Annotated in this window: 11 protein-coding genes; 4 read left to right on the forward strand and 7 right to left on the reverse strand. The window is 67.0% G+C overall.

Annotation, left to right across the window (positions count from 1 at the left end; all coding sequences use genetic code 11):
- Nucleotides 1–82 precede the first annotated feature (82 nt).
- Both V3328_RS02310 and V3328_RS02315 read left to right on the forward strand, forming a co-directional pair.
- The gene (locus V3328_RS02310) at nt 83–895 is read left to right on the forward strand and encodes a thermonuclease family protein (protein WP_340328026.1); all 813 of its coding nucleotides are present in this window, start codon (nt 83–85) and stop codon (nt 893–895) included.
- Nucleotides 879–2,381, forward strand: a complete 1,503-nt coding sequence (locus V3328_RS02315; protein WP_340328027.1) for a M48 family metalloprotease — start codon at nt 879–881, stop codon at nt 2,379–2,381. Before V3328_RS02310 ends, V3328_RS02315 begins: the two co-directional genes overlap by 17 nt.
- A gap of 80 nt (nt 2,382–2,461) precedes the next feature.
- Here V3328_RS02315 and V3328_RS02320 read toward each other — a convergent pair whose 3' ends face one another.
- From V3328_RS02320 to V3328_RS02345, 6 genes are all read right to left on the reverse strand, one after another.
- Nucleotides 2,462–3,325 carry an RNA polymerase factor sigma-32 gene (locus V3328_RS02320; protein WP_340328028.1) on the reverse strand — a complete coding sequence of 288 codons (864 nt, stop codon included), beginning with the start codon at nt 3,323–3,325 and terminating at the stop codon, nt 2,462–2,464.
- Nucleotides 3,326–3,475: 150 nt separating this feature from the next.
- Nucleotides 3,476–4,051 carry a CarD family transcriptional regulator gene (locus tag V3328_RS02325; RefSeq protein ID WP_340328029.1) on the reverse strand — a complete coding sequence of 192 codons (576 nt, stop codon included), beginning with the start codon at nt 4,049–4,051 and terminating at the stop codon, nt 3,476–3,478.
- Between the two features lie 325 nt (nt 4,052–4,376).
- Nucleotides 4,377–4,715, reverse strand: a complete 339-nt coding sequence (gene fdxA, locus V3328_RS02330; protein WP_340328030.1) for a ferredoxin FdxA — start codon at nt 4,713–4,715, stop codon at nt 4,377–4,379.
- A 303-nt stretch (nt 4,716–5,018) separates the two neighbouring features.
- Nucleotides 5,019–5,417 carry an RNA-binding S4 domain-containing protein gene (locus V3328_RS02335; protein ID WP_340328031.1) on the reverse strand — a complete coding sequence of 133 codons (399 nt, stop codon included), beginning with the start codon at nt 5,415–5,417 and terminating at the stop codon, nt 5,019–5,021.
- Nucleotides 5,414–8,677 carry a helicase-related protein gene (locus tag V3328_RS02340; protein ID WP_340328032.1) on the reverse strand — a complete coding sequence of 1,088 codons (3,264 nt, stop codon included), beginning with the start codon at nt 8,675–8,677 and terminating at the stop codon, nt 5,414–5,416. The genes V3328_RS02335 and V3328_RS02340 overlap by 4 nt, the downstream gene beginning before the upstream one ends.
- 474 nt (nt 8,678–9,151) lie before the next feature.
- Nucleotides 9,152–10,036 carry a DUF3108 domain-containing protein gene (locus V3328_RS02345; protein ID WP_340328033.1) on the reverse strand — a complete coding sequence of 295 codons (885 nt, stop codon included), beginning with the start codon at nt 10,034–10,036 and terminating at the stop codon, nt 9,152–9,154.
- A gap of 309 nt (nt 10,037–10,345) precedes the next feature.
- On the opposite strand from V3328_RS02345, the gene rpmB reads away from it, so the two are divergent.
- Nucleotides 10,346–10,639 carry a 50S ribosomal protein L28 gene (gene rpmB / locus V3328_RS02350; protein ID WP_340328034.1) on the forward strand — a complete coding sequence of 98 codons (294 nt, stop codon included), beginning with the start codon at nt 10,346–10,348 and terminating at the stop codon, nt 10,637–10,639.
- A gap of 115 nt (nt 10,640–10,754) precedes the next feature.
- The gene (locus V3328_RS02355; protein WP_340328260.1) at nt 10,755–11,303 is read left to right on the forward strand and encodes a queuosine precursor transporter; all 549 of its coding nucleotides are present in this window, start codon (nt 10,755–10,757) and stop codon (nt 11,301–11,303) included.
- Here the strand turns inward: V3328_RS02355 and V3328_RS02360 are convergent.
- Entirely contained in the window at nt 11,300–12,304 is a 1,005-nt protein-coding gene (locus tag V3328_RS02360; RefSeq protein ID WP_340328035.1) for an esterase-like activity of phytase family protein, read from the reverse strand. The genes V3328_RS02355 and V3328_RS02360 overlap by 4 nt on opposite strands.
- Between the last annotated feature and the right edge of the window lie 10 nt (nt 12,305–12,314).

A 12,314-nucleotide genomic window follows, 5' to 3' on the forward strand; every position in this document is an offset into this window, starting at 1 on the left:
GGTGGAATGCTTGGCTTGCAGCAGTTCCGGACCCATATGGGCAATCGGACAGCCGAAACGACCGCCGGGGAAGGACAACAGGTTGCGCGGCACGATCGCACTGGCAACTCTGACACTTTCTGCCGGGGCGTTGGTGCCGCCGGCATGGGGCGAGGCCCTGGATTGCCCGCCCCAGCCGAACGAACGGGTACGGGTATCGGAGGTGATCGACGGGGACACGATTGCGCTGGAAGACGGCCGGATCGTGCGGCTTGTCGGGATACTGGCGCCAAAGGCGGAACTGTCCGGCGCCTCCGAGGAGGAGCGCCGGTTCGCGAAGGCAGCGCAGGAAGCTCTCGCCAGGGCGGTTCGAGGGTCGGATCTGGGACTGGCGACGAGCGGCGGCCGCCACGACCGCCACGGCCGGCTCCTCGCCCACGCGTTCATTGCCGGTGACCGGCACCGCTGGCTTCAAGGACTGATGATCGATCAAGGACTTGCGCGGGCACACGCAGCTGTCGACAACTCCCGGTGCGTCAGGGTATTGCTGGACCGCGAAGCGGTGGCGCGGGCCGCCTCACGTGGCCTTTGGGCCGGCCCGCTCGGCCAGGTGCGCGCGGCGGAGGCGCCTGAGGAACTTGCCGAGGAGGTGGGCCGTTATGCAATCGTTGAAGGTCGGGTGATATCGGTCGGTGAGAGGCCGCAGAGGACCTACCTCAATTTCGGCACGTACTGGAGCGAGGATTTCACAGCGTTCGTGGATCGCCGCGATGTGCAGCGGTTCACGGACGAGGGATTCGTTCTCGGGGACCTCGAAGGACGCCGCGTGCGGGTGCGCGGCTGGGTCGGCGAGGACAGGGGACCTGTCATTCACATGAAGCGTCCGGAGCAGTTGGAGCTTGTCGGCGAAGAATAGCATTGTCGGGCGGGCACGGACCGCGGCCGGACTTCCGGTGCTCGGCCTCGCGCTGGCACTGGCCGTTGCCGGCTGCGCCAATGGCCGGCTCTCCGACGGAAGTCTGGTGGTTGCCACCCCCCAGGCGGCGCCGGCGAACGCGGGATTCGACCAGCGGGAGATCAACCTCGGCCGCAGCGAGCACCCCAAGATCGTCAAGGCGTTCGGCGGAACCTACGCCGATCCGAAGCTGCAGAAATACCTCGACACGACGGTGGCGGCATTGAGCCGGGCGTCCGACCGTCCCGACCTGTCGTACACGGTGACCGTGCTGAACTCTCCGACGATAAATGCCTTCTCGCTGCCCGGTGGCTATATCTACGTGACGCGCGGCCTGCTGGCGCTGGCCAACGACAGCTCCGAGGTCGCAAACGTCCTGGCGCACGAGATGGCCCACATCACCTCGCGCCACGCCATCGCGCGCGAAGAGGAAGCCAATTCCGCGGCCGTGATGAGCCAGGTCGTCACCGACGTGATACAGGATCCGGAGGCCGGGCAGGCGGCGCTGGCGCTCACCAAGGGGCGCCTCGCCCAGTTCTCCCGCCAGCAGGAACTCGATGCCGACGTCATCGGCATCCGGATGGCGGCGAAGGCGGGATATGACCCCGAGGGATCCGTCGCATTCCTGCGGGCGCTCGAACGGCAGACCGAACTTCACTCGAAAACGCTGAATCAGGTCTACGACGCCGGCCGGGTCGACATCTTCGCGAGCCACCCGGCGACGCCGCAGCGGATCCTGGCCGCCGAGCGCGAGGCGATGCAGGTGGGCCGCAGCGCCGACATGCAGCGCGACCGGGACAGCTATTTCGCGGTGATCAACGGTCTTCCCTACGGCGACGACCCCAGAGAGGGCTTCGTGCAGGGACGCACCTTCGTGCATCCGGAACTGGGCATCACCTTCACGATGCCCGAGGGCTACGGCCTGGAAAACACGTCGCGGGCGGTCGTCGGCTTTTCGGAAGCCGGAGACATCATCCGCTTCGATGCGGTCGCCGTGCCGAGCACCGTATCGCTGTCGGACTACCTGGCGGCGGACGCGGTGCGCGGCGGCCAGGTCACCGACATCCGGCCGATGACCGTTAACGGTCTGGCGGCCGCGACCGCAACCGTAGGGGGCGAGGGGTGGGACTTCAAGGTCGCCGCGATCCGAGGCGAGGGCAACCGCGTCTACCGGTTCATTCTTGCCTCGCGCGAACTCGATTTCGCCCGGGTCAACGAGCTGATGAGCGCTGCCCAGAGCTTCCGCATCATTCCCAAGGAAGAGGCCCGGGCGGTGCGGCCGCAGCGCATCGACATCGTGACCGTGCAACCGGGCGAGACGGTGGAAACCCTGTCGGCGCGCATGGCCTTCGACAACCATCAGGTGGAAAGGTTCCGGGCCCTCAACGGTCTGACGGCCGGCGACCGGCTCAGCGCCGGTCAACTGGTCAAGATCGTTATACGCTGAGCCGGTTCCGGGCGAAGAACCCGAAGGTTCACCTGTTCTGCCGGTTCGTGCCGATCGGGACGAAGCCAGGCCTACTGCGCTCAGGTGAGCGCAGCGCCGGCGTCGGGATCGAGCAGGGCGGCGCGCAGCTTCTCGATCGCTCGGCTTTCGATCTGGCGAACGCGCTCCTTGGAGATGCCGAGCGTCTTGCCGAGCGATTCCAGCGTCGCCCCTTCCTCGCTCAGCCGCCGCTCGCGGACGATGCGCAGCTCCCGGTCGTTGAGAACCTCGAGAGCCGCATAGAGCCGCTTCGTCCGCTTCTCGCCGTCGATCACGTTGCCGACGGTCTCGTCGGGCAGCGGGTCGTCGCTGACCAGGAAATCCTGGCGTTCGGCGCTGCCGCCCTCGCTTTCCATGACCGGGGCGTTGAGGCTGGAATCGGGTCCCGACAGCCGTGCGTCCATCCTGGCGACGTCGTTCTCCGAGACGCCGAGAGCCTGGGCGATCTGACGGTGAATCTCGCTGTCGGGCAGCGGAGACGGCCCCTGGCCGAGCTTCGCCCGCAGCCGGCGCAGGTTGAAGAACAGCGCCTTCTGGGCGGAGCTGGTGCCGCCGCGCACGATCGACCAGTTGCGCAGGATATGATCCTGGATCGAGGCGCGGATCCACCATGTCGCGTAGGTCGAGAAGCGCACCTCCCGCTCCGGTTCGAACCGGGCGGCGGCCTCGAGCAGGCCGACATGGCCTTCCTGGATCAGATCGGACATCGGCAGGCCGAAATGGCGAAACCGCGCGGCGATGGCGATCACCAGCCGCATGTGGGCATGGGTCAGACGATGAAGCGCGGCCTCGTCGCCGTTATCCTTCCACTTCGTCGCCAGCACGTGCTCCTCATCCCTTTCGAGATAGGGGGCGTTCATGGCGGCCCGGACGAACCGGCGCCTGTGGCTCATGGTGTTCGTCATGGCATCAAACCGGCATTCACTCCTTGAGGCCGTTCAAGATAAGAACGGCCGACATGCGAGCACGGTTCACCAATCAAAGCAGAAAAGCCGCCCGGCTTGAAGCCGGGCGGCACGCAGAGCGGGTATGCAAATAGTAAAAGTCGCGTGAACTCAGGCCGCTTCTTCGCGGTCATCTTCCTCGGGTTCGGCCGCGACGCCGCGCTTCGGCCCCTTGGCCAGCATGGCTTCGATCTCTCGGATCGCCTCGGTTTCGGTGAGGCGCTTCACGGCGGCGATCTCACGCGCCATGCGGTCCAGCGCGGCTTCGTAGAGTTGCCGTTCGCTGTAGGACTGCTCGGGCTGCGTGTCGGAGCGGTGCAGGTCGCGCACGACCTCGCCGATCGCGATCAGGTCGCCGGAATTGATCTTGGCTTCGTATTCCTGGGCGCGCCGGCTCCACATGGTGCGCTTGACCCGGGCGCGGCCCTTCAGGACGTCCAGCGCCTTGCCGACGATATCGTCTTCGGAGAGCTTGCGCATGCCGACGGCCGCAGCCTTGGCCGTGGGAACCCGAAGCGTCATCTTGTCCTTCTCGAAATTGATCACGAACAGCTCGAGTTTCGCGCCTGCGACTTCCTGTTCCTCGACCGAGACGATCTGGCCGACGCCATGCGCCGGGTAGACAATGTACTCGCTCGTCTTGAAGCCTTGGCGCTGTATGGATTTCTTGTTGCTGCGGGTTGTCATACTCTTGTTTCGACTCCTGCCGTCGCGCAGGCCGCGACCGATGCCTCTGTAACATCGTCTGCAGGCGCACACCGTACCCGGGCGCGCCATACTGCAGACGCCAAACGCTCGCAAATCCGCGCAAAAAGCGCATCCGGACGACCGTTGAGTCCCGGCGGGAAAGCGTTCCTTGCGCTTATAAAACACGCCCGCAGAGCGGGCGCTTTCGGGCGAGGGATTTCACAAGCTGTTTGAAATATAGCACAAAATTAGGCGGAATCCAAGTGTTGCGGCGCAGCAGCCGCAGCTCGGCCTCGCTCCAGACCCCTCCGCAACCGGCGGATCGTCAGTCGCCTTCGCCCGGCTCCGGGGAAAACTGCGACTCCAGCTTGTTGGCTACGCCGTCCCATTCCTTGGCGTCCGCCGGCGGCTCGCGCTTGATGGTGATGTTGGGCCACTTCTCCGCGTATTCGGCGTTCAGCTCGACCCATTTCTCAAGGCCCGGCTCGGTGTCCGCCTTGATGGCTTCGGCGGGGCACTCGGGCTCGCAGACGCCGCAATCGATACACTCGTCGGGATGAATGACGAGCATGTTGTCGCCTTCATAGAAGCAGTCGACCGGACACACCTCGACGCAATCCATGTACTTGCACCGGATGCAGTTGTCGGTAACGACGTAAGTCATGTGCTACTCCGCGAGGGGCACCGCCGGACGAGGTGCCAAGAGCCCTTTGCAGCCATTCGAGTTCGATCCCGTCTGCGATCGGAGGAGGCCGTCCGGCCCTGGAGCCGGTGCAGGGCCTCGGCCAGGACGGACCCGACCCCGCACCTTCGGGGGTGTCCGCCGTTCGCAAGACCCCCGACCAATCGGGGAACCGGTGCTTTCGGGCCAACTACTGACCCGAACGCACCCCGTCAGAGACGGGTCCAAACAGCTGCAAAAGGGCTCTAGCCCTTTTGTGATTGGCGTTCAAGACGGGCGCAGGGATTAGATTTCTCCGTCGTCCGGCATCCGTGGATGTTCTTTCCACGCGTCCATCTGCCGTCTGTCGCGTTTGGTCGGCCGGCCGGCCCCCCGCGGGCGATGTATCGCCCCGGCGGCGGGCGTTTCCGTCCGTTCGGTCGGCGGCGACAGGTCGGTGTAGGTCGTCGCTGCCTGGCTGGCCGGACCGCGCCGCTCGGCGATCGCCTCGATGCGCAGGATGCGGACGGTATCACGCACCGCGATGGTGACGACGTCGCCATGCCGGACGATCTGGCTAGGCTTGCCGACCTTCGTTCGATTGAGACGGACATGACCGCCCGACACGAGTTCCGCGGCCAGCGTCCGGGTCTTTGCGACCCGCGCGTGCCAGAGCCACTTGTCGATCCGCTGGCTGTCGCTCACGCGTCGGACCGTCGCTCCCGCTCTGCGAGTTCGTCGCGCAGTTCCTTGAGGGCGGCAAACGGCGACAGCGGGTCCGGGGCCTTCGGGGGACGTTTGTCGTGCTTCTGGTCGCTGCGACGGTTGTTCGAGCCCCGGCCCTGGCGCGGGTCTTCCCGGCGGGCCTGCCGCTTGTCGTCGGGACGTCCCTTCCGGCCCTTCCGGCCCTTGTGTTCCTTGCCGCCTTCTCCGCGGTGGCCGCGATCGGCCTGATCCCCAGTGCGCGCGGTGCTGGTCTGCGTGGCCGCATCGGCCCGTCGCGCCGGCTTCTGCCGGCGCGGTCCATCGGGACGGCGCCCGGGACGCCAGACGACGATCTCCGACGGTTCAGACGCTTGCGCCGGCATTTCCGTCGACCCGGTGTCGACCACCGCGGCTGCCTGGGCGTCCTCGCTCCCGACGGCCGTGGCGTGAGGATCCGGGGCGGCATCGGTGGTCATCGGAACGTCGGCGACGGACGAATGGTCCTCGGCTGTCGCATCGGGAACGGTGCCGTCATCGGCCGACGGCGGTTTGCTTTCGGCCGACTGGTCCGAGGCGGCATCCTCGCTAACGCTCGCGGGATCCGCCGCCGGTGCCGCTTGCGGCGTCTCCGGCGAAACTTGCGGCGGGACCTGATATTCCGGCTCGGCACTGCTGTCCGCCGCGGCGGCATCGGCCGGGGTGTCCGCGTTCCCGCCGGAGGGCGCCTGCGAAGCCGGATCCTCCGGCACGGCCGGCGCGCCTGCCGTGGCCGATTGCGGCTCCTCGGCCGGCGTCGGAGCCGGGCGCCGCTCGCTGCGGTACCCAAGAGCCTTGAGGATTTCGGCGAAGTCCTCGCCGGCGCAGCCGGCAAGCGAGGTCATCTGTTCACTGACCTGGAAGACGCGTCCATCGACCGCGCCCGGCGGCGGCGTTGCGCCGCCTTCAGGACGATACGAAAGGGCCGCACGGATCTGATCGGCGATCCGCTCCAGAATATCGATGCGCACCGCGCGCTTGCCGCAGGCGCGGAACCCGAAGGCCCGGTACAGGCCGTAGGAGGTGCCCGGCGCGACCGCAATCGACATGCGGCCCGATTGCACGAGGCCGGCGATCTCGTCGAGGCCCGGCTGGTGCAGCCCGCCGTGATGGAGCGCCCAGAGCTGTGCCGCCAGGACGCGGGGAGCGGGTTTCAGCAGCACCGGCAGGTAGATGTGGTGCGCCCCGAACCGGACTCCGTGGCGACGCAGGATTGCCCTGTCCTCCTGACTCAGTCCCCGCACCTCCTCGGCGACCTTCGGGCGTTCGAGCACGCCGAGCGCCTCGCCGAGCTGGAAGGCGATGCCGCGAGTCATGCCGGTGATCGCCTCATCGGCCTCCAGCGCCTTCAGCGGGCCGAGGTGGGTCTCGATCCGGTCGCCTATCCATTTCTGAAGCCGCGCTTCGGCGTTGTCGCGGGCGGCGCCGGAAAGCTGCTCGTCGGCCAACAGGACGACGCGCGGATTCAGCACCGTCTCGCCCTTCTCGACGCGACCGACGATCGACCCCCTCCAGGTCACGGTTCCGTCCAGCGACAGGAGGATCACCTCGTCGGCGTCCTTGGCCAGTCGCTCGGCGCGCTTGGTCAGCTCGCCCGAGAGGGTCCGGCGGGCGGCGGCGGCAATCGCCTTGAGGTGATTGCCGTCGGCCTCGGGGTCCGGCGAGAAGCGCAGACCGTCCAGCCGGCCGACATGGTGGCCTTCGACCGTAACCTCGCCTCCGGCGTCGATTTCGGCTTCCATAGCGGGATTCTCCCTAAGACTGCGGGCGAGAACGCTGGTGCGGCGGTCGACGAAGCGCTGGGCCAGACGTTCATGCAGGGCATCGGACAGGCGGTCCTCTACGGCACGCGTCCGCTCTTGCCAATGGTCAGGATCGGCGAGCCAGTCGGGCCGGTTCGCCACGAAGGTCCAGGTACGGACGTGGGCAATGCGATTGGACAGGGTGTCGATGTCGCCGTCGTCGCGGTCGCACTGGCCGATCTGGCGGGCGAACCAGTCCTCGTCGACCGCCCCGCGCCGCATCAACTGGCTGTAGATCGTCGCCACGAGGTCGGCGTGATTGGCCGGGGCGATCTTCCGGTAGTCCGGGACCTGGCAGACATCCCACAGGCGCTCGACCGCATCCCGGCCCCTGGCGATATCGGCGATCTCCAGATCCGACGACACCGCCTCCAGCGCCAGCACGTCGTCGCTGGCCGGCGCCCGGGTCAGCGTGTCCTCGCGCGGCAGCGCGGAAAGGCTCGAATGGAGGGCCGCCAGACTGTCGAACTGCAGAGTGGCATTGCGCCACTGCAGGAGGCGGACCGGCTCGAAGTCGTGGCTTTCGATGCGCGAGACGAGATCGTCGTCGAGCGGATCGACGCGACCCGTCACGCCGAACGTGCCGTCGCGCATGTGGCGGCCGGCGCGGCCGGCGACCTGGCCCATTTCCGCGGCATTGAGGTTGCGGAACTGCCAGCCGTCGAACTTGCGACGGGCGGCGAAGGCGACGTGGTCGACGTCGAGATTGAGCCCCATGCCGATGGCGTCGGTGGCGACCAGGAAATCGACGTCGCCGTTCTGGTAGAGCCCGACCTGGGCGTTGCGCGTGCGGGGACTGAGCGCGCCGAGCACGACGGCTGCGCCGCCGCGCTGCCGTCGGATCAGTTCGGCGATCGCATAGACGTCTTGCGCCGAGAACGCGACGACCGCGGAGCGGCGCGGCAGGCGGGTGATCTTCTTCTGGCCGGAATAGGCGAGATGCGACAGGCGCGGCCGGGTCACCACGTTGAGGTTCGGCATCATCCTGGTGAGGATCGGCCGCATGGTGGCGGCGCCGAGCAGCAGCGTTTCCTCGCGCCCGCGCCGGCGCAGGATCCGGTCGGTGAAGACGTGGCCGCGGTCGAGGTCGGCGGCGAGCTGCACCTCGTCGATCGCCACGAAGGCGACGTCGAGATCACGCGGCATCGCCTCGACCGTCGAGACCCAGTAGCGCGGATTGGCAGGCTTGATCTTCTCCTCGCCGGTGACGAGGGCGACTGCGTCGGCACCGACGCGATCGACGACGCGGTTGTAGACCTCGCGGGCAAGCAGGCGCAGCGGCAGGCCGATGACGCCGGACTCGTGGCCCAGCATCCGTTCGATCGCCAGATGAGTCTTGCCCGTATTGGTGGGGCCCAGAACCGCGGTAACGCTGCGGCTGCGCGCCGCGGGATGATGGCCGACGTCCGGCGCGATACTCATGTCGCCTCCAAAGGGACGGAAACTTCAGCAAATCCCCGGGGGTAGGGCCGTGTCGCATCTTCGATCCGCCCTGTAAAGGGCGCAGAACCGGCAGCGAATGGGGGAGTGTTCCATAACGACACAACAGGCGTCCTGACATTAACGTAGAGAACGTGATGAGAACAAACAATGCCCGAATCGCTGACTCTCCCGACTTCGCGATTCGTTCCCGGCAAAATCTGGTGTAACGGCTTCATGCGCCTACCAAATCTGGATCGGATGCCGTGCCGGAACGGGGGGGCGGGCCAGCTCTTGTTAACATTGCGGGGAGGCATGTTTCGCGGCCACCGTCACGTCCGCGGCGCCGCAACATCCATGCTTGGATCGGGAGGTGGTCCAACCGGACTCACCCGGACCGCGTGCCGCGGCCGGGCTCGACGAGGCCCCAACTGCGGCGGATGCGGGTTTGCGGCAGCGCCGGACGGCGACCCCGTCCTATTCGGCGAGCGCGGCGGCCTTGACGTTCAGGGCTCCGGTCGCGGTCACTCCGGCCGACTGGATGACGGCGGAGCCGAGCGGCGTCGGGATCGTGACCCGATAGGGCAGCAGCAGGTCGGAGCCGCTGACGGGCGACAGCAGGACCTCGATGTCGAGCTTCTCGGCCATCTTGACCTCGTCGCGATCGGTGCGATGGCCGGCGACGGGACGATAGTGGGCGCCGCAGACGAGAACCTGGCCGCCGGGGACGGCGCTGTCGCTTACCGGCTGGATGCGGCGATAGCGGAGTTCGACGTCGAAGCGCTCGCGGCCGTTGAAGATCGGCACGGTGCGCTCGCAGGCGTGCTTGTCCATTTCCGCGCCGGAACTCCCACCGGCGACGATCAGGGCGCTGATCGGATCCAGCGTGCCCCTGGTGTGGGCATCCGTGACCTTCACCCGGTTGGGGTGGTTGAGCCAGTAGGGCGTCGGCTCCGGCGTGATCTTGAGACGCCGCACCCCGGACGAGCCCATCGTCATCCGCACCGTGGAGGTTTCCTCGCCGTCCGATGCGTTGACGCTGAAGGCGTTGGGCACGATCCTGCCGGAGTAGAGCTCTCCGGCCGACGAGGCGCTGGCGGTGTATTCGTAAAGCACCCCGGCGATGCCCGTCAGCTTGCCGTAGCCGTCGAGGCGATATCTCCGGCCGTCGAAATTGCCCATGAAATTCGCTTCGCCGATCGGGACGCCGGCGAGGCTGACGCGATACTTGGCCTGGAAATTGTAGTCGCCCGCACTGGCAGGCTGCACCGGCAGCACGGGTGCGGCCAGCACAATACCGGTGACCATCAGGCTGCAGGCCACCTTCCGTATCGGACCGAACACTGACGCAACAGCCTTCATTATCATCGCCTCATGCCTCAGCGATCGCCCATTCCGGTCGCTGTCGGGAACGACACGTCCCGTACGCCGGAGCGTTTCAAATTACGGTTAAGGAACGGTTATCCTCGGATTGGGTCAACACCGTGACGGGAGGCTGGAACGGGGCCCAGTTCGCGTCGATTTCGACCTTGCGGCGGGCGCAGGCGGCTTGACGCTGTGCGGCATCGTCATTATACGCATGCCGAACTCCCTAATCGGCAAGGCCAGATCCGGCCGCCGGCTCTTCCGGCGGGCGTTGAGAATTGAGCCGAGAACTTGAGGATATGAGCAATGGCCCGGCGTTGTGAACTGACCGGCAAAGCGGTCATGACCGGCAACAATGTGAGCCACGCCAACAACAAGACGCGGCGTCGGTTCCTGCCCAACCTTGTGAACGTGACGCTGATGAGCGACGCGCTCGGGCGCAGCGTGCGCATGCGCGTTTCGGCCCATGCGCTGCGCAGCGTCGAGCATCGCGGCGGTCTGGACAACTTCCTGGCAAAGGCCAAGGAAGCCGAACTGTCCGACAAGGCACTCGGCCTGAAGCGCAACATCGCCAAGGTCCGCGCCACCGCCACGTCCTGAGCGTATCGCCCTTCCGGGCGTTGGCGGGCGCTCCGGCGCATCCCGAGCAGGGGATCCTTTTGTGACGGATCCTTCGACGATTGACCGAAGCCGGTATCTCATCCCGGTGGCGGCGATGTCCGGTGTGGTCATCGCCTCGAACATACTCGTCCAGCACCCGTTCACGCCGTTCGGCCTCCAGGACTACCTGACCTGGGGCGCCTTTACCTATCCCTTCGCGTTTCTCGTCACCGACCTGACCAACCGGCGCTTCGGGCCGTCTGCCGCGCGCAAGGTGGTCTATGCGGGGTTTGCCATCGCGGTGCTGCTGTCGATCATTCTGGCGACGCCGCGCATCGCGCTGGCGTCGGGCACGGCGTTTCTGACCGCCCAACTCATCGACGTTGCCGTATTCCACCGCCTGCGCCGGCGGTTCTGGTGGCAGGCGCCGCTTGCCTCCTCGATGATCGGATCGACGGTCGACACGGCGCTGTTCTTCACGCTCGCCTTCGCCGGCAGCGGCGTCGGCGAGGCGACCTACTGGGGGCTGGTCTTGCCGGTCTGGATCGGCTGGGCGGTGGTCGACTATCTGGTCAAGCTGCTGCACGCCCTCGTCATGCTCGGCCCCTTCCACCTGCTGCGCGGTGCGACGCAGCCGGAGCCCGAGGAATATCCGGCGCTTTAGAGCAGTTCGAACTGCAGCAGCAGTGTTCGCTGCAGGGCGCTGAAATTGTCGTCGGAGACGATCGTGACGATGGTGCGGCCGGCCGGGTCCTCGTGGACGCAGATGCCCTCCATGTTGTCGATCCAGTAGGCCATTCCGCCGGTGAACAGCACGTCGCCGGCCATCGGCTGGGGGCCGTCGAGTTCGGTCGCGTCGAGGCGCCGGATCCGCATGGCCACGCCGGTCAGTATGTTGAAGCGTCGTTCGAGGACCAGCAGGTCGCCGCTCGACAGGGCAAGGATGTCTGTGACGTCGAAACCGCTGCTGCGCCTGAGCGCGATGTCGCGGGCGCCGGCTCCGGTGACGATCCAGCCGGGAATTTCGTCCGAGGTTTCGTCGGGAACGCTTTCGGCGAAGACGATGACCGCGCCGGCATTCGGCGCGCCGGGCGGGACGACGGCGATTCCTTCCAGTCCCTTGTTGTGGGGCAGGCTGATCACGCCGTCCGGCAGCGACATCCGCGTCGGCTTGCCGATGGCTCCGTCGCCTGCCACCGGGAAGGCGAGCACCCGGTTGTCGCGCTCGAAGCCGACCAGGATATCGTCGGGCAGGCCCTTGCCGGTCCGGGCGCGCAGCGACTCCGCGTCGGAGCCGAACTTGACCCCGAGCGGCTGGCCGTCCTCGCCGGGCAGGCGGCGGACCACCACGTCCGACAGCCCGACCGGGCGGTCGCCGTCGTAGTCGATGGCGGCGGTGAACAGATCGCCGATATCGCTGACCATCATGATGCGCCGGCCATCGGGCGAGATGTCGATGCCCGAAAGCCCTCCGAACCGCGGGTCGGGCGAGTCGATCTCTATTCCCCCGATATAGCGCAGCCGCCCGAACCGCGTCTGCTCGGGCTGTTGCGGATCAAAAGCCGCAATCGGCGCGGCGCTGACCGGGAGCGTTTCCTGCGCCGATCCGGTGCCGGCCGACAGGCACAGCACCAGCCCGGCGGCCAGTACGATCTGGGTCCGCACGGCCAAGGCG

The organism is Microbaculum marinum, assembly GCF_037855135.1.
Taxonomy (GTDB): domain Bacteria; phylum Pseudomonadota; class Alphaproteobacteria; order Rhizobiales; family Tepidamorphaceae; genus Microbaculum; species Microbaculum marinum.

Bases quoted from the DNA above. Each gene is read 5' to 3' on its own strand.
- V3328_RS02320 (WP_340328028.1), bottom strand. From the start codon at position 3,325: ATGACGAACACCATGAGCCACAGGCGCCGGTTCGTCCGGGCCGCCATG.
- V3328_RS02325 (WP_340328029.1), bottom strand. From the start codon at position 4,051: ATGACAACCCGCAGCAACAAGAAATCCATACAGCGCCAAGGCTTCAAG.
- fdxA (WP_340328030.1), bottom strand. From the start codon at position 4,715: ATGACTTACGTCGTTACCGACAACTGCATCCGGTGCAAGTACATGGAT.
- V3328_RS02340 (WP_340328032.1), bottom strand. From the start codon at position 8,677: ATGAGTATCGCGCCGGACGTCGGCCATCATCCCGCGGCGCGCAGCCGC.
- V3328_RS02345 (WP_340328033.1), bottom strand. From the start codon at position 10,036: ATGAAGGCTGTTGCGTCAGTGTTCGGTCCGATACGGAAGGTGGCCTGC.
- rpmB (WP_340328034.1), top strand. From the start codon at position 10,346: ATGGCCCGGCGTTGTGAACTGACCGGCAAAGCGGTCATGACCGGCAAC.
- V3328_RS02355 (WP_340328260.1), top strand. From the start codon at position 10,755: ATGTCCGGTGTGGTCATCGCCTCGAACATACTCGTCCAGCACCCGTTC.